Origin of the sequence: Caulobacter sp. NIBR1757, from assembly GCF_027912495.1 — a bacterium.
Lineage (GTDB): Bacteria > Pseudomonadota > Alphaproteobacteria > Caulobacterales > Caulobacteraceae > Caulobacter.
Genome location: NZ_CP115463.1, coordinates 1 through 18,928, shown reverse-complemented (window position 1 = coordinate 18,928; position 18,928 = coordinate 1). Strand labels below are relative to the sequence as shown.

Sequence of the window (18,928 nt, the reverse complement as noted above, 5' to 3'; positions counted from 1 at the left end):
GTCAGGTCGAGGGCGGGAAGGCTAGGCGGATATTGTCGTCGGCCGGCGGATTGGCCGGCGGGGTCTGGCCGCGGGCGGTCATCACCGCGCTGAAGGCCCGCCAGGCGACCGTGTGCACCTTCTCGCCGACGGAGAACTGCAGCTCGGACGTCGGTCCGATGATGGCCTTCGACTTCCAGCCCACCCCCGGTTCGTTGACGAAGTTGAACAGCTGCATGGTCCCGGCCTTGGGGAAGACCTGCGAGGCCGAGATCGGCACCGCGCAGCCGCCGAAACCGCCGCACTTGTTGTCGCCCGGCGCGGAATAGACGGTCGAATCGCCCCCGCCGCCGTTTGAGCCGCCGCCGCCCGACCCGCAGCCGTTGGCGCTGCAGCTGGCGGCGGCCGGGGCGCGGGTGGCCACGGCCGAGCTGCAGTTGCCGCCGCCGGTGGTCGGCTGGACGAAGCCGCAGCCGCCGGTCGCCCGGCACAGGTTGGAGCCCCGGCAGCTGTGGAAGACCTCGACCTGGGCGCAGCTGTTGGTGCCGTCGCCGTTGAAGTCGATGCCCTGGCACGAGTGGTAGAGAACGTCGCCGGCCGGCGGCGGCAGGCTCATGGAGAGGTCCGGCGCCTCGCCGAGGATGGCCCAGGCGGTGCTCATCCGGTCGCCCGATCCGCTCATCGACGGGAAGGGGAACAGCGGCGCGGTCTCGCCGGGGGCCGGCACGGCCCAGTAGCCGTTGAGCACCGAGGTGACGCCGTGAATGGCGCCGACCACGGCCTGGCTGAGCAGAGGCTGGCTGTTCTTTTTGTCGGCGGCCAGGGCGTTGAGGGCCCCGGCCACATCGGCCGGCGTCGGCAGCTTGTAGGGATTGGTGGGATCGAGGCCCTCGCCCGTCAGCATCTCGGCCGTCCAGGTCGGGTTGCGCTTCAGCCACTGCGGCCAGGTGACCAGGTCATGCAGCATGCCCTGTAGCTCGTTGAACCGCTCGTAGTGGTCGCGGCCGTCGTTGCTCCAGCGGGCCTCGGCGTCGGCGGACGGGAGGAGCTTGCCGCTGTCGCTGTAGCTCGGATAGTCGGACTTCAGGGCGGCGTCGTTGGGCTGGTACTTGGGCTCGACCGCCTTCATCAGCAGGCCGCCGCCGCGGTTGATCGTGTTGCCCTCGCCTTGGTCGGTGATGGCGTCCATCATCTGGACCATCTGCTCGAAGGCGATGTCCGGGTAGGTCAGGGCGATGGTGGTCTCGAAGCCCATGAACTCGCGCATGGGGTGGCCGCCGGAGCCGGAGGTGTTGAACAGGTCGTTCTGCACGGCCTTGGGATTGAACACCTTCGACCACAGGGTCGAGCCGTCGTCGTACTTGAGGTTCAGGTAGTCGAAGTAGCACTGGTACATCCAGCCGATGGTGCCGAACAGCGGCAGGGCGTCCCCGGCCTGCCATTTGTCGAACGGGACCTTGGGGAAGTAGTCCTTGCGCTTGGCTTCCTTGATGTTGGCGCGGGCGTCGGCCTCCGGCTGTTCGATGGCCAGGAACAGGCGCAGGGCCGTCTCGTCGAGCACGCCGATGTTCACCGCCACGTCCTCGTGGGCCTTGGTGTCCTTCAGGTCGATGATGCCCGGGATGACGCTCTTGTCCGGGCCATAGCAGAGCCAGCCGCCGTTTTCGTCCTGCAGCGGGGCGCCGGTGAAGGTCGGGCTGACGCCGACGACGGTGGCCATGTTGGCGGCCATCTGCAGGTGGAGCATCTCCTGGATGAAGACCGAGAAGACGATGTTGAAGGCCTTGTCGTTGGTGGTCTTCGGATCGGCGCTGGTCTTGGCCCCGGCCCATAGCCGGCCCTGGTAGAAGTCGGTGCCGCCGCCGGTGATCGGGTGGAAGCCCTGAATGGAGTAGAGGCTCGTCATGTAGAGCGGGATGGTGAACAGTTCGACGTTCACCGCCATCTGGGCGATGGCGCGAAGCGCGGCGGCGTCGGTTTGCCAATTGGCGACCGGCCGCTTGGCGGCGGCCGAAAGGCTGAGCATATGGGCCATGTGAGTCTTCTCCTCCCGAGATTTTGGAGAGAGTGACCGTGAGTTGTATTTTTCGTCAATCAATCAGGCGCGGAAAATCACCGTCTTGATCGAAAAAGGCTGGGGCGCCCTCAGGCGCCCCAGAAGCCCACCATCTTCTTGACCTCGGCCACTGTCGGGGCGGCGGCATCGCGGGCCTTGTGCGCGCCGGCGGCGAGGATGCGGTCGATCTCGGCCGGGTCGGCCAGATAGCGGCGCATCGCTTCGCTGACCGGACCCAGGGAGGCGACGGCGAGATCGGCCAGCGCCGGCTTGAAGGCGCCGAAGCCCTGGCCCCCGAAGTCGGCCAGCACCGCCTCCTTGGTCACCCCCGACAGGGCCGCGTAAATGCCGACCAGGTTGTCGGCTTCCGGGCGGTCCTTCAGCTCGTCAACCGTCTCCGGCAGCGGGTTGGGATCGGACTTGGCCTTGCGGACCTTGGCGGCGATGGCGTCGGCGTCGTCGGTCAGGTTGATGCGGCTGAGGTCCGAGGGGTCGGACTTGCTCATCTTGGCGAGGCCGTCGCGCAAGGACATGATCCGAGCGCCGGGCCCCTGGATCAGGGGCTCGGGCAGGGGGAAGTAGCCAGGCGCGTCGAAGTCGTGGTTGAACTTCTGGGCGATGTTGCGGGCCAGTTCGAGGTGCTGCTTCTGGTCCTCGCCGACCGGCACATGGGTCGACTTGTAGATCAGGATGTCGGCGGCCTGCAGCACCGGATAGGTGTAGAGGCCGACGCTCGAGCGCTCCTTGTGCTTGCCGCTCTTCTCCTTGAACTGGGTCATCTTGTCGAGCCAGCCGAGCCGGGCGACGCAGTTGAACACCCAGGCCAGCTCGGCGTGTTCGGGCACGGCCGACTGCGGGAAGATCGTGGCCTTGGCGGGATCGAGCCCGGCGGCCAGGTAGGCGGCGGCGATCTCGCGGGTCTGGTTCGCCAGCAGGGCCGGGTCCTGCCAGACGGTGATGGCGTGCATGTCGGCGACGAAGATGAAGGTGTCGATCTCGTGCTGCAGCCGGGCGAACTTCACCAGGGCGCCGAGATAGTTGCCCAGATGCAGGGCGCCGGACGGCTGGACGCCGGACAGCACGCGTTGCGGGCCGGCGTATTGGGCGGGAGCTTGGTCGGTCATGGAGATACTCGAATTGTCAGGTCGGTCGGCGCGCGGGATCGCATCCCGGGCGTGGGGCTCGTCAGGACGTCAGAGGCTGCGCCATCGGCGGGGAGTGACCATGGCCACGCCAATAGGCGAGGCGATTTGGGACCGCAACTGTTTCCGTCATCCCGGCCGTAGCGAAGCGAAGAGCCGGGACCCAGGGGCTACCCCACCGTCGTTCGCGGTCGCCGTCTTCCCGTCCCGTCACCCCCTGGGTCCCGGCTCAGCCCTGCGGGCTGTCCGGGATGACGCTGAAGGGGTGGCGCGGTTCAGGCCCGACGGCGACGGACGATGCTCTTGATCTCGCTCACAGTCATGCCGCCGGTCAGCACCACCAGCACCGGATAGACCGGGATGATGGCGATGCAGACGGCCAGCACGGCCAGTTCCTTGGCACCGAGCTTCATGACCGGCAGGCTTTCGAACACCCCCTGGATCTGCGGGCGGAAGAAGGCCGCAACGCCGAGCATGGCGGTCAGCACGGCGGCGGCGACCAGCACCCGCAGCAGGCGGCTGATCGAGGCGGGGGACAGCTCCCACTCGCCGCGACGCTTCAGGGCCCAGTACATCTGGGCGACATTGATCCAGCTGGCCGCCGAGGTGGCGATGGCGATGCCGGCGAAGCCGATGGTGAAGAACAGGATGGCGCCCAGCACGATGTTCACCCCGACCGAGATCAGGGCGAAGCGCATCGGGCTTTTCGTATCCTCGCGGGCGAAGAAGATCGGGTTCATCACCCGGCCCAGCACGAAGGCCGGCACGCCCCAGCCGTAGTGGAACAGGGCCTGGGCTGTCATCCTGGCGTCGAAGCTGGTGAAGGCGCCGCGGGTGAACAGGGCGTCGATCATGAAGTAGGGCATGGCCACCAGGGCGGCGGCGGCCGGCAGGCACATGGCAAGCGCGAACAGCACGGCCTGGTCGGTGGTGTCCTGGGCGTCCTGCCTGTCGCCGGCCTGCAGGGCCTGGCTGAGGCGAGGCAACAGGGCGATGCCGATGGCCACCCCGACCATGCCGAGCGGCAGCTGGTAGAGGCGGTCGGCGTTGGCCAGCCAGGTGCGGGGTCCATCGCCGGGGGCGAGGGAGACCAGGCTGCCGGAGACGAAGATGTTGATCTGGGTGACGCTGGCGGCGATGGCGGCCGGCACGGCCTGTTTGATCAGCCGCTTGATCTCGGGGGTCAGGCGCGGCAGGCGCGGGCGGATATGGCCGCCGCTGTGCCAGCAGCCCCACCAGAGCAGGGCCGCCTGCAGCACTCCGGCGATGACCACCCCGAAGCTGGCGGCATAGGCGGCGCCCTCCGGCGTCTTGGCGGGCAGCACGGCGGCCAGCATCACCGCGTTCAGAACGATGGGCGCGGCGCCTGACAGGATGAAGCGGTTGCGGGCGTTGAGCGCCCCGGAGAACAGGGCCGCGATCGCCATGCAGCTCAAATAAGGCATGGTGATCTGGGTCAGGATGATGGTGACTTTCCACTTCAGCGGATCGTCCCGGTAGCCGTAGTTGATGAGGTACATCAGCCACGGCATGGTCAGCTGGGCCAGGATGACCAGGCCGAGGGTCATGGCCGCCAGGGTGGCCAGCGCATCGCTGGCCATATCGTCGGCCCGCTCGCCGCCCTCGCCGGCCAGGGTCTTGCTGTAGGCCGGCACGAAGGCCGAGCTGAAGGCCCCCTCGGCGAACACCCGGCGGAACAGGTTGGGGAAGCTGAGCGCGGTGTTGTAGGCGTCGGCCCAGGGCCCGGTGCTGGCCCCCAGCTGGGCGTTGATCACCACGTCGCGGGCCAGGCCCATGAAGCGGCTGATCAGGGTCAGGCCTGAGAAGACGATGGAGTTCTTGATGATGCCCGGTTTCTTGGCCGGTGGGGCCACGGGCTGCCCATCGGGGGCCGGGGAAGGCTGGTTCTCGTCCGTCACACAGGCGCTTCTGCGCTCGGGGTGAATTGGGGTCAAGCGGACGTTCAGTGGTGTTTTTAAGCAGGCGGTTTGGACACCCGCACCGATGCTACCTTGCCACGCTGGCCCGCGCCCGCTGCAGCCTCGGCTTGGTCTTGCCCGCCGCGCCGCTCTCCTCGGCCTCCAGAACGGCCATCAGGTCCTCTTTCAGCGCCGCCTGCTTGCGGGGGTCGATGACCTTATGGCCGGCGGCGGTCTGGACGTAGAAGGCGTCGACGGCCCGTTCGCCGTAGGAGTCGATGTGGGCCGAGATGATGCTCAGGCCCTGTTCGGAGATGGCGCGGGCCAGATGGTGGAGCAGGCCCGGCCGGTCGCGGCCCGAGGCCTCGACGACGGTCGCCTCGGTCGAGGCCTCGTTGTCCAGCATGACGGTCGGCACGATGGAAAAGGCGGCCGTGCGGCCCAGATCGTTGCGGCGGCTCTCGGTGGGCAGGCCTTCGCCCCGGCCGGCGGCTTCCAGGGCGTCGGCCAGACGGCGCAGGGAGCGGGGATTGTCGGCGCCGTAGGGGGCGCCCGAGGCGTCCTGAACCTGGAAGACGTCCAGCGCCTGGCCGTCGGTGGAGGTGAAGACCCGGGCCCCCAGCACGTTGCCGCCGAGGCCCGACAGGGCGGCGGCGAGATCGGCGAACAGGCCGCGACGGTCCTTGGCGGCGACGACCAGTTCGGCGGTGTTGCGGTCGGTGCGGATGCGGCCGCCGGCGGCCGAGCCGCCCTGTTGCCGGGCGCGGACGACAAGGGCGGCGTGCTCGGCCACCTCGGCGGTGGTGAAGGCGCTGAAATAGGCGTCTTCCATGGTGGCCGCCCATTCGGCCGTGTCCGGATGGGCGGCGCTGAGAGCGGCGCGGGCCTCGCGGGCGGCGGCTTCCTGGTGACGCTGGGCGGCGGCGGCCGGGTCGCTGGAGCGGCCGCCCCGGAAAATGGCCTCGGCCCCGGCATACAGCTCGCGCAGCAGCTGGCCCTTCCAGCCGTTCCAGACGCCCGGGCCGACGGCGCGGATGTCGGCCACGGTCAGCACCAGCAACAGCCGCATGCGCTCGGGGTTTTCGACGATGCGGGCGAAGGCGGCGATGGTGGCCGGGTCGGCGACGTCGCGCTTCTGGGCGAAGTCGCTCATCACTAGGTGATGCTCGACCAGCCAGGCGACCAGCTCGATCTTGCCGCGCTCGACGCCCAGGCGCTCGCAGGCCTGCCGCGCCGACCGGGCCCCGGCCTTCTCCTGGCCGCCGGCCCCGCCCTTGCCGGTGTCGTGCAGCAGCATGGCCAGGAACAGGCTCTCACGGTCGTCGATCAGCGGCATGATCGAGGTGGCCAGCGGATGGTCCTCCTCCAGCCGGCCGTGCTCGATGTCGTTGATGATGCCGATGGCCCGCAGGGTGTGCTCGTCCACCGTGTAGCTGTGGTACATGTTGAACTGCATCTGGGCGACGATCCGGCCGAACTCCGGCAGGAAGCGGCCCAGCACTCCGGCCTCGTTCATCAGGGTCAGCGTCCGGTAGGGCTTCTTGCCCCGCGCCAGGATGTCGAGGAAGGCCTCCACTGCATCGGGATCGCGCCGCAGCTTGGAGCCGATCAGCGGCAGGGATCGGGTGGCGGCCGTGAAGGCGTCCGGGTGCAGGTCGAGGTTCAGCACGTCGGCGATGCGGAACATGCGGATCATGTCGACCGGGTCGCGGGCGAAGACCTGCGGGCCGTCGATGTTGAGGCGGCCGTTCTCCTCGTGGAAGCCCGGGTAGTCGAGCTCGCGGCGCTTGACCTTGCCGCGGCCGGGCAGGAAGCGGGAAAGACCCCTGGGCTCCTGCTTGAGGTGCTCGGCTTCCAGCTTGGCCGAGAAGGCGCGGGTCAGGGCCCCGACCTCGCGGGCGATCAGGAAATAGTGGCGCATGAAGCGCTCGACGGCCGGATTGTCGGCCCGGTCGCCGTAGCCCATGCGGCGGGCCAGTTCCGGCTGCACATCGAAGGTCAGCCGCTCTTCCGGCCGGCCGGTGGTGAAGTGCAGGTGGGCCCGCACCGCATGCAGGAAGTCGAAGGCGCGGGTGAAGGCGCGCACCTCGCGCGGGCTGAAGTGCGGCAGGCGGAAAATGTCGGCCGGCCGATCGACCGGATAGAGGTATTCGGCGATCCACATCAGGGTGTGCAGGTCGCGCAGGCCGCCCTTGCCCTCCTTGACGTTGGGCTCGACCATGTAGCGGCTCATGCCGGCCCGGGCGTGGCGCTCGTCGCGTTCCTTCAGCTTGGCGGCGACGAATTCCGGGCCGGTGCCGCGCATCACCTCGTTCAGGAACCGCTTGCGCAGGTCGATCGCCAGGGCCTCGTCACCGCTCAGCTTGCGCGCCTCAAGCAGGGAGGTGCGGATGGTGAAGTCTTCCTTCGAGAGCTTGATGCACTCCTCGATGGTGCGGCTGGCGTGGCCGACCTTGAAGCCCAGATCCCACAGGGCATAGAGCATGTACTCGATGACGCTCTCGGCGTGGGCCGTCTGTTTCCAGGGCCGCAGGAAGAGCAGGTCGATATCGCTGTAGGGGCTGAGCACGGCCCGGCCGTAGCCGCCGACCGCCAGCAGGCAGAGCCGCTCCCCCTCGGTCGGATTGCGGGCCCGGAAGACATGGACAGTGGTGAAGTCGTAGAGGGCGGTGATCACCTCGTCGGTGACGCCGCACAGCAGCCGGGCCGTCTCGACCCCGCCGGCCCCGTTCTCCAGCCGCTCCTTGGCGATCATCCGCCCCCGGAACAGCGCCTGCTTGAGGATTTCCAGCGCCCGGCGCCGCTGCTCGGGTTCGTCGCCGACGGCGTCGAGGGCGGCGGCCGACAGCCGGGCGCGCAGGGCTTCGCCATCGACGACGTGTTCGAGGCGGGTCGGTTTGAGGCGCGGCGGCATGGAACCTTATGTGCGCTGCAATACGGGATGGCGCAACGTGTAGAAAGGTCCCCGTCCCTGGGGTCAGGCCCGATTTTCAGTCGAGGTTATTTCTTCTGGCCTTCGGCGATCAGGCTTTCCCACTTCGACTGGTCGACGTAGTCGCCGAAGTTGGTGAAGGTGTCCTCGACGGCCTTGTCGCTCATCAGTTCCTGCATGGCCGCCTCGCCGAGCTTGCTGAAGGCCGAGCCCAGGGCGTCCGGTCCTTCCGCCTTCACGGCCGCCACGGCCTGAGGCCGGCAGTCTTCCGTCAGCAGCCGCTCCATCAGCTTCACCGCTTTTCTGGACATCCCTTCGCGATCAGCCTCGGTCAGCCGGCTGTAGGGTTTGGCTGAGGGATGGGCGCTGATCGCGCTGTAGATGAAAACCACGAAGTCCAGGCGATCCTGCCCGCTGCTCGACAGGACCAGGCATTTTCCAAGCGCGTCCTGGGCGGGGCCGGCGTGGGCCTGTGGCGCGCAGGCGAGCGCCAGCGCGACAGCTGACACGGTGACGATGGTCTTGAGCATTGTGAGATCCCCCTTCAAGCAACCCGGCCAGGAGTGTGGCCGAAACGGCCCCTCCTGACACCTTCAATCTTCGCGCTCAGGTCAGCCCCTTCAGCCGATACAAAGCCTCCAGCGCCTCGCGCGGGCTCATGCCGTCCGGATCCAGCGCCTTGAGCGCTTCCTCGGCCGGGCTCGGTCCCCATTTCTGCACCGGCGTCGGGGCGGCCATTTCGAACAGCGGCAGGCCCTCCAGCCGGGCCGGGCTGTGGCTTTCGGTTTCCAGCCGTTCCAGCACTTCCCGGGCGCGGACCACGACAGCCGGCGGCACCCCGGCCAGCTTGGCGACCTGGACGCCGTAGCTGCGGTCGGCGGGGCCGGGGCCGCATTCGTGCAGGAAGACCAGGTCGCCATTCCACTCCTTGGCCCGCAAGGACAGGTTGGAGACGTGGGCCATGCGGTCCTCGAGGGTGGCCAGCTCATGGTAGTGGGTGGCGAACAGCGCTCTGGAGCGATTGGTGTCGTGCAGGGCCTCGGCGCAGGCCCAGGCGATGGCCAGGCCGTCCCAGGTGGCGGTGCCCCGGCCGATCTCGTCGAGGATGACGAAGGATCGCGGCGTGGCCTGGGTGAGGATGGCGGCGGTCTCGACCATCTCGGCCATGAAGGTCGAGCGGCCGCGCGCCAGGTCATCGCCGGCCCCGACGCGGCTGAACAGCCGGTCGACGACGCCCAGCGTCAGGGCCTCCGCGGGAACGTAACTGCCCGACTGGGCCAGCACGGCCAGCAGGGCGTTCTGGCGCAGGAAGGTCGATTTACCGGCCATGTTGGGACCGGTGACAATGGACAGGCGGGCGCCCCGTTCGCCGCTGCCGTCCAGGCAGCAGTCGTTGGGGGTGAAGGGATCGCCCTGCCGCTTGACCGCCGCCTCGACCACCGGGTGGCGGGCGGCCTTGGCGTCGAAGCACAGGGACTTGTCGACCACCGGGCGGCAGGCGCCGGCGTCCTCGGCCCATTCGGCGAGCGCGCAGGCGACGTCGAGGGCGGCCAGGCCGGCGGCGGCGGCGCGCAGGGGTTCGGCCAGGGCGGCGGCCTGGTCGCGCCAAGCCTCGAAGGTCTGCACCTCGATGGCCAGGGCGCGTTCGCCGGCCTGGGCGATGCGAGCGTCGAGGTCGGCCAGTTCGACAGTGGTGAACCGCACCTGGTTGGCCAGGGTCTGGCGGTGGATGAAGGTGGCGTTGTGCGGCGGCTGGAACAGGGGGTCGGCCTTGTTCGCCGTCGTTTCCACGAAATAGCCGAGCACGGCGTTGTGGCGGATCTTCAGGGGCACGCCGCTGTCGGTGGCGAGACGGGTTTCGAGGCCGGCGATGACACGGCGGCTGTCATCGCGCAGGCTGCGGGCCTGATCGAGTTCGGGGCGGATGCCCTCGGCGACGAAGCCTCCGTCCCGGGCCTGGGCCGGCAGGTCGGGGCCGAGGCCTGCTTCCAGGCCAGCCAGCAGGCTGGACAGATCGACCGAGTTGCTTGGCGAGATGGCGACCAGAGCCGCCTCGATCTCGGCCGGCGGGCCGCCCAGACCATCCCCGGCGGCGAGGCCGGCCAGGGTCTCCCCGACTTTCAGGCCATCGCGCAGGCAGCCGAGGTCGCGCGGGCCGCCACGGCCGAGCGCCAGGCGAGAGAGGGCCCGGGCCATGTCGCCGGCCCGGCGCAGCTGGTCGCGGACGTCTTCCCGCAGCTGGCGTCGTTCGAGGAACCATTGGACGGCGTCGAGGCGGGCCTCGATGCGGGCCGGGTCCAGCAGGGGGCGAGCGAGACGCTCGGCCAGCAGGCGCGAGCCCGGGGCGGTGATGGTGCGGTCGATCGCGCCCAGCAGGCTGCCCTCGCGCTGGCCGCCGGTGGTCCGGTCGATCTCCAGGCTGGTGCGGGTGGCCGGGTCAATGGCCATGACGTCGGCCTCGCCGGCCCGGCGCGGCGGCGACAGGGCCGGCAGGCGGCCGGCCTGGGTGACTTCCAGATGGGCGGCGATCAGGCCGAGCGCCGAGATTTCCGCACCGGCCAGGCCGCCGAATCCGTCGAGAGTCTCGACGCCATAGAGCCGCTTGACCCGCGCCTCGCTGGCCGAGGGCTCGGCCAGGGCCTGGGCCATGGGCTGGACCAGGCCGCCGGCCAGTTTCAGGGCGGCGGCGATATGTTCGTCGGCGAACAGGCGGTCGGGGACGAGGATTTCGGAGGGGCTGAGCGCCGCCAGGGCGGCGGCGAGCCCCGAGGGCGCCAGCAGCAAGCTTTCGACCGCCCCGGTGGAAAGCTCGACGCTGGCCACGGCCGCCTGCCCGGCCCGCAGGGCCACGGCGGCCAGGCGGTTGGCGCCGCGACTGTCCAGCAGGCTGTCCTCGGTCAGGGTGCCGGGGGTGATGATCCGCACCACGTCGCGGCGGACGATGGACTTGGAGCCGCGCTTCCTCGCCTCGGCCGGGTCCTCCATCTGTTCGCAGACGGCGACCTTGAAGCCGGTGCGGATCAGCTTGGCCAGATAGGCCTCGGCCGCGTGCACCGGCACGCCTGCCATCGGGATCGGCTGGCCGTTATGGTTGCCCCGGAAGGTCTGGCTGATGCCCAGCGCGGCGGCGGCCTTGATGGCGTCGTCGAAAAACAGCTCGTAGAAGTCGCCCATGCGGAAGAAGACCAGGGCGTCAGGCTGACGCGCCTTGGCTTCGAAATACTGCGCCATGACGGGCGTGGCGCCGGCGGCGTCGATGGGGGTGGAGGAGGGCGCGTTCATGAGCCGCCCAACCTAGCGATCCCGGTGGTGAATCGACAGAGTTTAACGCGCTTCAACTCACTGTTCTGTCATCCTCCGGCGCCCGCAGGGCGACCGGGGGACCCAACTGTCCGCGTGAAGACTGCAGGGAATCTATCCAGAGCCGCCCTGGGTCCCCCGGTCCGCTGCGCGGCCGGAGGATGACAGGTTTGGATCAGTTATCCGCCACCGGCGCCATGGTCCCCGGCGCGGTCGGGGCGGCGACGGGCAGCAGGCGGAAGCTGTCGATGAAGCGGTCGGTCCCCTCCAGCGGGGTGTCGATGAAGCCGACGGCCATGACCTGGAAGAACTTGTCGCCCTGCACCACCAGGCGGATGCGCATGGCGATGCCCTTGTCCTTCAGGTGCAGGGTGAGGTCGCGGGCCGGGGCGCCGTCGATGGTCAGGTCGGCCCGCTCCACCACCTCGCCCTTGCTGGACTCGAGGATGGCGGCCGATCCGTTCTCGATGGCCTGTCTGGCGTCGCCCTCGACGCCGCTGGTCGAGACGACCATGAACTTGCCGGTCGTGCCGGCCTCCAGGGCCGCCACGTCGATGACGGCCCCCTGGGGGCTGGTTTCCTGGCTGACGCTGGGCACGCCGGGGAATTCGACCCGGTAGCCGTACTTGGTGTCCTTGTGGGTGCGCCAGGCGCGCTGGGCGAAGGCCGGCTGCGCGACCGAGGCGGCGATCATGCCGCCGCCGGTCAGCAGGGCCAGCGACAGCAGCAAGGGGCGAAGGGCGGTAAAGGCGCGCAGCATGGACGGCTCCGGACACTCTCAAGGGCGCAACGACCCGTCCGGCCGCGCCAGTTACTCAACAGGGGAAGGGTGTCTAGACCCTTTTGACGCCCCGGTCAGTCCCGAATGGCTCAACCACCCGTGACGTTCGACCAGAAGCGCTTAGCCTTGCCGACGAAGTTGGCGGATTTGGGGTGCTGGGACTCGCCGGTCAGGTCGGCGAACTCGCGCATCAGTTCGCGCTGGCGCGGGGTCAGCTGGGTCGGCGTCTCGATATAGAGCTCGACGACGAGGTCGCCGCGTTCCCGCGAGCGCAGGGACGGCATGCCGCGGCCCTTCAGGCGCACGGTCTTGCCGGTCTGGACACCCTCGGGGACCTTGACCGTCATCCGGCACTGGCCGTCGCACTTCTCGCCGCCGGTCAGGCAGGGGGCCTCGATATCGCCGCCAAGCACGGCGGTGGCCATCGGCACCGGCACGGTGCACAGGAGGTCCAGGCCATCGCGCTCGAACAGTTCGTGCGGGCTGACCGACAGGAAGATGTAGAGGTCGCCGCGCGGGCCGCCGCGCTGGCCGGCGTCGCCCTCGCCCGCCAGGCGGATGCGGGCGCCGTCGTCGACCCCGGCCGGGACCCGGACCGAGAGGACCCGTTCCTTGCGCACCTGGCCGGCCCCGTGACAGCTCTTGCACGGGTCCATGATCATCTTGCCAGACCCGCCGCAGCGGGGGCAGGCGCGCTCGATCGAGAAGAAGCCCTGCGTGGCGCGCACCCGGCCGGCGCCGCCGCAGCTGCCGCAGACGGTGGGGCTGGTGCCGGGCTTGGCGCCGGAGCCTTCGCAGGTCTCGCAGGTGATCGAGGAGGGGACGCGGATCTCCTTCTCGACGCCGGCATAGGCGTCTTCAAGGCTGATCTCGAGGTCGTAGCGCAGGTCGGCCCCGCGGGCCGGGCCGTTGGAGCGCTGACGGCCGCCACGGCCGCCGAACATCTCACCAAAGGCGTCGCCGAACACTTCGCTGAAGATGTCGTTGACGTCGTGGAAGCCCTGGCCGCCACCGCCGCCGCCCATGCCGTTGACCCCGGCGTGGCCGAAGCGGTCGTAGGCGGCGCGCTTCTGGGCGTCGGAGAGGACCGAATAGGCCTCGTTGATTTCCTTGAAGCGGGCGGACGCGTCCTCGCAACCGCCATTGCGGTCGGGATGGTGCTCCATCGCCATCTTGCGGAAGGCTGACTTCAGCGCCGCGTCATCGGCGCCACGGGTCACGCCAAGGATGTCGTAGTAGTCGCGCATGGCGGCTTAAGCTATCCGAGCGTCAATGTTTTGAGATGGGAAGTATCCCGTCCCGCTTCAAGCCCGTTCTCCTTGTAGGAGACGGCGATGCGGGACGGGACTTCTGCGTGCGTTCGCGAAGGCGGCGGCGACGCTCCCCGAAACGGGTTGTGCCGCACCTGGTCCGCCTGCGCGATGGGGCGCATTGTCACGCCGACTTTTTGTCGTCGTCGACTTCCTCGAACTCGGCGTCGACGACGCCTTCGTCCGCGGCTTCGGACGTGGCGTCGCCGCCCTCCGAGGCTTCACCCTGCTGGGCCTTGTACATGGCCTCGCCGAGCTTCATCGACGCCTGGATCAGCGTCTGGGTCTTGGCCGAGATGTCCTCGGCGTCGTCGCCGTCGACCGCGGCCTTGAGGTCGGCCAGGGCCGTCTCGATGGCGGCCTTCTCGTCCGGGCCGACCTTGTCGCCGTGTTCGGCGAGGGCCTTCTCGGAGGAGTGGATCACCGCGTCAGCCTGGTTCTTGGCTTCGACGGCGGCCTTGCGCTTTTCGTCCTCGGCTTTGTTGGACTCCGCTTCCTGGACCATCTTTTCGATGTCGGCGTCCGAAAGGCCGCCGTTCGCCTGGATGCGAATGGCCTGTTCCTTGTTGGTCGCCTTGTCCTTGGCGGTGACGTGTACGATGCCGTTGGCGTCGATGTCGAAGGTGACCTCGATCTGCGGCACGCCGCGCGGGGCCGGCGGAATGCCGGCCAGGTCGAACTGACCCAGCACCTTGTTGTCGTTGGCCATCGGGCGTTCGCCCTGGAAGACCCGGATCGTCACGGCCGACTGGTTGTCGTCGGCGGTCGAGAAGGTCTGGCTCTTCTTGGTCGGGATGGTGGTGTTGCGCTCGATCAGCGGGGTGAACACGCCGCCCAGCGTCTCGATGCCCAGCGTCAGCGGGGTGACGTCGAGCAGCAGCACGTCCTTGACGTCGCCTTGCAGAACGCCGGCCTGGACGGCGGCGCCGAGGGCGACCACTTCGTCCGGGTTGACGCCCTTGTGGGGCTCACGGCCGAAGAACTCCTTCACCGCCTCGATGACCTTGGGCATGCGGGTCATGCCGCCGACCAGAACCACTTCGTCGATGTCGGTCTTCTTCAGACCAGCGTCCTTCAGGGCCTGTTCGCAGGGGCCGATGGTCTTGGCCACCAGGTCCTCGACCAGGGCTTCCAGCTTGGCGCGGGTCAGCTTGATGTTGAGGTGCAGCGGGCCCGAGGCATTCATGCTGATGAAGGGCAGGTTCACCTCGTACTGGGTGACGCTGGAGAGTTCCTTCTTGGCCTTTTCGGCCTCTTCCTTCAGGCGCTGCAGGGCCAGCTTGTCCTTGCGGAGATCCGTGCTGGTTTCCTTCTTGAACTCGTCGGCCAGGTAGTCGACGACGCGCATGTCGAAGTCTTCACCGCCGAGGAAGGTGTCGCCGTTGGTCGACTTCACCTCGAACACGCCGTCACCGATCTCCAGGATCGAGACGTCGAAGGTGCCGCCGCCGAGGTCGTAGACGGCGATCTTCTTGCCTTCGTTCTTTTCCAGGCCGTAGGCCAGGGCGGCCGCGGTCGGCTCGTTGATGATGCGCAGGACTTCCAGGCCGGCGATCTTCCCGGCGTCCTTGGTCGCCTGGCGCTGGGCGTCGTTGAAGTAGGCCGGGACCGTGATGACCGCCTTGGTGACGGTCTCGCCGAGGTGCTGTTCGGCGGCTTCCTTCATCTTCTGCAGGGTGAAGGCGCTGATCTGCTGGGGCGAGTAATCCTTGCCGTGCGAACGGACATAGGCAGCGCCGCCGGGACCGGCGACGATCTCGTAGGGCACCATGTCCTTGTCTTTGGCCACGACCGGGTCGTTGAACTGGCGGCCGATCAGACGCTTGATGGCGAAGAAGGTGTTGGTCGGGTTGGTCACCGCCTGGCGCTTGGCCGGCTGGCCGACGATGCGCTCGCCGTCTTCCTGGATGCCGACCACCGAGGGGGTGGTGCGCGAGCCTTCGGCGTTCTCGATGACCTTGGGGGTCTTGCCGTCCATGATGGCGACGCACGAGTTGGTGGTGCCGAGGTCAATGCCGATGATCTTGCTCATCTTGCGGTCTTTCGCTCCTCTATGGCGGACGAAACCCGTGGGCCTGGAATTCCAGCGCCCGTACGACTTTCTGTTCCGTCCCCTTCAACAAAATGGCCGGTTGGCCGGTTCAAAACACGGCGCCCATTTCCGCTTGGGGAAACGTGCGCTTCGAGTCGCCATATGGGGAGCACACCGTCTCCCGCAAGGGCAAAACCCCATTTGCCGTGGGGCTTTGCCCGCCCCCGCGATAGAAGTCCAGCCATGAGCGTTCCCTCAGGTTTTCAACTGTTTCCGGCGGCGCTGGACCAGGCCGCGCAGAAGGCCCTGGCGCAGGCCGTCCTGGGGCTCGTCGCGACGGCCCCTCCGGCCCGCTATGTGACCCCCGGCGGCAAGGCGATGAGCGTGGAAATGAGCAACCTCGGACCCCTTGGCTGGGTCTCGGACGCGGCCGGCTATCGCTACCAGGCGACCCATCCGGGGACAGGCCGGCCCTGGCCGCCGATCCCGCCGATCCTGCTCGACCTGTGGGCCCGGCACGCCGATCCGCTCACCCCGCCGGACGCCTGCCTGGTCAATCTCTACCGGGGGACGGCGAAGATGGGCCTGCACCAGGATCGCGACGAGGCCGACATGCGGTTTCCGGTGCTGTCGGTGTCGCTGGGCGACACCGCCGTGTTCCGCATCGGCGGGACAGCGCGGGGCGGGAAGACCGCGTCGGTGCGGCTGGCCTCGGGGGATGTCTGCCTGCTGGGCGGCGAGGCGCGGCTGGCCTTCCACGGCGTGGACCGGATCATTCCGGGCAGTTCCAGCCTGATCCCCGGCGGCGGGCGGCTGAACCTGACCCTGAGGCGCGCGGCGCCGGCGCTCTGAAAACCTTTGCCGTGACATTCTGGCGCGTTACGGTAGGGCACAAGTACAAGGCTGGGAGGCCGCCAATGCAGATCCTCACGCGTCCCGAGGGCAATGAACCGGGCGATCTGAACGTCTCGCGCCGCCTGCTGGGCGGCCTGTTCTTCGCCGGCTACGCGGCCGCCGCCGTCTCGGCCGACGCCGCCCCGATCGCCACCGACGAGCGCGACCTGAAAACCGGGGTGGTGATGATCCCCAGCTTCGACCGCGAGATTCCGGCCTACATCGCCCGGCCCGACGCGCGCGGGAAGTTTCCGACCGTGCTGGTGGTCTCCGAGGTGTTCGGCGTCCACGAATACATCCGCGACACCTGCCGGCGCCTGGCCAAGCTCGGCTATGTGGCCATCGCCCCGGACTTCTTCGTCCGCCACGGCGATCCCGCGCCGATCACAGATTTCGGCGAGATCCGCAAGATTGTCGGCTCGACCGCCGACCAGGAGACACAAGGCGACGTCAACGCCACCGTGGCCTGGCTCAACGCCCAGAAGTTCGTCGACCCGACCGCCAAGGCCATCACCGGATTCTGCTGGGGCGGAGCGGTGGTCTGGCTGGCCTGCGCCCGGACACGGGACTTCCGATGCGGCGTGGCCTGGTACGGCCGTCTGGCCCGCCCCGCCCCGGGCCAGTTCCTGGGCGAGCCGGAACGTGAATGGCCGCTGGAGAAGATCGGGGTGCTGAAATGCCCGGTGCTCGGCCTCTACGCCGGCAAGGACCAGGGCATCCCGATCAAGGACGTCGAGGCGGCCCGGGATATTCTGGTGCGGACCAAGAAGGTCGGCGCGGACATCATCGTCTACCCGAACGCCCAGCACGGCTTCCACGCCGACTACCGGGCGACCTACGACGAGGCCTCGGCCAGGGACGGCTGGGCCCGGATGCTGGCGTATTTCACGCAGTATGGTGTGGCGGGGAAGCGGTTCTAGGCGCGGTCGCCCTCCCTCCCCGACTTGGGGAGGGCAGACGCGCGGTTACGCGCGTCGGGTGGGGAAGTCGGCCACAAGCTTTCGAGAGTGTGCGCTGAGAAGACTAACCGGCCGGCGTGGTGACCCACTTCCCCACCCGGCCGTAGCCTGTCCTCGGGCCGGCCTTCGGCCGGACCCGGGGGGCCTGCCCTCCCCAATTCGGGGAGGGAGGGCGCGCCTAACCCCGCAGCTTGCGCGTCAGCGTCTCGAGATCCCGCGTCAGAACCGGATCATCTGCTTTAAGCTCTTCGATCCGCCGCACGGCATGGATCACCGTCGTATGGTCCCGCCCGCCGAAGCGGCGGCCGATGTCCGGCAGCGATCGCGTGGTCAGTTGCTTGGCCAGCCACATGGCCGCCTGGCGCGGCCGGGCGATCGCCCGGTTACGGCGTTCGCTCAGGAGGTCGGCCTGGCGCAGGCTGTAGTGCTCGGCCACGGCTTTCTGGATGTCATCGACGGTCACCCGCTTTTCCGCACCGCGCAGGTGGGGGCGCAGGATGTTCTGGGCCTCGTCGAGGCTGACGGTGCGGATGTCCTCGCCGGCCCGGGCCAGCAGGGTGTTGAGGGCGCCTTCCAGCTCCCGCACGCTGTCGGTGAAGCGGTCGGCCAGAAACTGCAGCACCTCGGGACGGGCCGAGGCCGCGAACCCGGCCTGACGGCCGAGCGTGTCCAGCTTGCGCTCAAGGATACCGAGGCGAAGGGTCCGGTCGGCCGGCTCCAGGCCGCAGACCAGGCCGGCCGACAGATGGCTGCGCAGGCGGGCGTCGACCTCGGTCAGGGCCGAGGGCGGCCGGTCGGCCGAGAACACCACCCGGCGGCCGTCCTCCATCAGGGCGGTCAGGGTGTGGAACAGCTCTTCCTGCGACGACTGTTTGCCGCCGATGAAATGCACGTCGTCGATCAGCAGCAGGTCGGCGGCCCGCAGCTCTTCCTTGAAGGCCGCCGTCTGGCGATCCATCACGGCGCGCACGAAGGTCGACAGGAACCGCTCGGCGGTCAGGTAGATGACCTTCTTGTCCGGGGCGTTGCGCATGGCCTCCCAGGCCATGGCGTTCAGCAGGTGGGTCTTTCCGAAGCCGTAGGGGCCGTGGAAGACGACCGGATTGAAGTGGCCGTCGGCCCAGCTGGCGACGCGCTTGCCGACCGCATGGGCGAACTCGTTGGCCGGGCCCGGCACGAAGGTGTCGAAGTTGAAGCGTTCCTGGAGCCCTGAGTTGCGGGCCGGGCGGGCGGCGGGGCCGGCGGTCGGCGGCGAGACCTGCGGCACGTCGGAGGAGACCGGCTCGGCCGTCTCGATGACATGCGGGTGCGAGGGCAGCGGGGCGCCGCCGGCGACCTCGAACTCCATCTTCGACTTCAGGTCCAGGCGACGGCCCTCGGGGTCGTTCTGGGCCCAGAGTTCGGAGATGCGGCGCCAGGCGTTGCGGCGGATCCAGTCGCGGGCGACGCCGGTCGGGGTGACCAGCACGGGGGCGCCGTCAGGCCCCTCGCGCAGCGCCGCCTGGGCCAGCCACGAGCCGAAGTCGGCCTCGCCCAGCTCCCGACGCAACGCAAGACAGGCTTTGCCCCACACCGAAACCGCCGGCGCCGAAGAGGTCATGCGCTGTCCACCCGAATTCATCAT

General features: G+C 68.8%; 13 protein-coding genes. 3 read left to right on the top strand and 10 right to left on the bottom strand.

Going from position 1 to position 18,928, the window contains the following annotated elements; all coding sequences use genetic code 11:
- Window position 1: 1 nt before the first annotated feature.
- On the bottom strand, window positions 2–2,014 hold the full coding sequence (locus tag O5I81_RS00065; protein ID WP_271066907.1) for a ferritin-like domain-containing protein: 2,013 nt from the start codon (window positions 2,012–2,014) through the stop codon (window positions 2–4).
- A 110-nt stretch (window positions 2,015–2,124) separates the two neighbouring features.
- Entirely contained in the window at window positions 2,125–3,159 is a 1,035-nt protein-coding gene (gene trpS, locus O5I81_RS00060) for a tryptophan--tRNA ligase (RefSeq protein WP_271066906.1), read from the bottom strand.
- A 112-nt stretch (window positions 3,160–3,271) separates the two neighbouring features.
- On the opposite strand from trpS, the gene O5I81_RS00055 reads away from it, so the two are divergent.
- Window positions 3,272–3,484, top strand: coding sequence for a hypothetical protein (locus O5I81_RS00055; RefSeq protein ID WP_271069073.1), 213 nt, complete (start codon window positions 3,272–3,274; stop codon window positions 3,482–3,484).
- Here O5I81_RS00055 and murJ read toward each other — a convergent pair.
- The 7 genes from murJ to dnaK all read right to left on the bottom strand — a co-directional run bounded on the left by murJ (window position 3,453) and on the right by dnaK (window position 15,451).
- Window positions 3,453–5,051 (bottom strand): murein biosynthesis integral membrane protein MurJ, encoded by a 1,599-nt coding sequence (gene murJ, locus O5I81_RS00050; RefSeq protein ID WP_271066905.1) that lies wholly within the window; start codon window positions 5,049–5,051, stop codon window positions 3,453–3,455. The genes O5I81_RS00055 and murJ overlap by 32 nt on opposite strands.
- A 133-nt stretch (window positions 5,052–5,184) precedes the next feature.
- Window positions 5,185–8,010, bottom strand: coding sequence for a [protein-PII] uridylyltransferase (locus O5I81_RS00045; protein ID WP_271066904.1), 2,826 nt, complete (start codon window positions 8,008–8,010; stop codon window positions 5,185–5,187).
- 86 nt (window positions 8,011–8,096) lie between these two features.
- The gene (locus O5I81_RS00040) at window positions 8,097–8,558 is read right to left on the bottom strand and encodes a hypothetical protein (protein ID WP_271066903.1); all 462 of its coding nucleotides are present in this window, start codon (window positions 8,556–8,558) and stop codon (window positions 8,097–8,099) included.
- A gap of 76 nt (window positions 8,559–8,634) precedes the next feature.
- On the bottom strand, window positions 8,635–11,310 hold the full coding sequence (gene mutS / locus O5I81_RS00035; protein WP_271066902.1) for a DNA mismatch repair protein MutS: 2,676 nt from the start codon (window positions 11,308–11,310) through the stop codon (window positions 8,635–8,637).
- Between the two features lie 193 nt (window positions 11,311–11,503).
- The gene (locus tag O5I81_RS00030; protein ID WP_271066901.1) at window positions 11,504–12,088 is read right to left on the bottom strand and encodes a hypothetical protein; all 585 of its coding nucleotides are present in this window, start codon (window positions 12,086–12,088) and stop codon (window positions 11,504–11,506) included.
- 110 nt (window positions 12,089–12,198) lie between these two features.
- Entirely contained in the window at window positions 12,199–13,356 is a 1,158-nt protein-coding gene (gene dnaJ / locus O5I81_RS00025) for a molecular chaperone DnaJ (RefSeq protein WP_271066900.1), read from the bottom strand.
- Window positions 13,357–13,543: 187 nt separating this feature from the next.
- Entirely contained in the window at window positions 13,544–15,451 is a 1,908-nt protein-coding gene (gene dnaK, locus O5I81_RS00020; protein WP_271066899.1) for a molecular chaperone DnaK, read from the bottom strand.
- Between the two features lie 243 nt (window positions 15,452–15,694).
- Here dnaK and O5I81_RS00015 point away from each other — a divergent pair, with 243 nt between their 5' ends.
- Both O5I81_RS00015 and O5I81_RS00010 read left to right on the top strand, forming a co-directional pair.
- Window positions 15,695–16,303 carry an alpha-ketoglutarate-dependent dioxygenase AlkB gene (locus O5I81_RS00015; RefSeq protein WP_271066898.1) on the top strand — a complete coding sequence of 203 codons (609 nt, stop codon included), beginning with the start codon at window positions 15,695–15,697 and terminating at the stop codon, window positions 16,301–16,303.
- A gap of 65 nt (window positions 16,304–16,368) precedes the next feature.
- Window positions 16,369–17,265, top strand: a complete 897-nt coding sequence (locus tag O5I81_RS00010) for a dienelactone hydrolase family protein (RefSeq protein ID WP_271066897.1) — start codon at window positions 16,369–16,371, stop codon at window positions 17,263–17,265.
- 217 nt (window positions 17,266–17,482) lie between these two features.
- Here O5I81_RS00010 and dnaA read toward each other — a convergent pair whose 3' ends face one another.
- The gene (gene dnaA, locus O5I81_RS00005; protein WP_271066896.1) at window positions 17,483–18,904 is read right to left on the bottom strand and encodes a chromosomal replication initiator protein DnaA; all 1,422 of its coding nucleotides are present in this window, start codon (window positions 18,902–18,904) and stop codon (window positions 17,483–17,485) included.
- Between the last annotated feature and the right edge of the window lie 24 nt (window positions 18,905–18,928).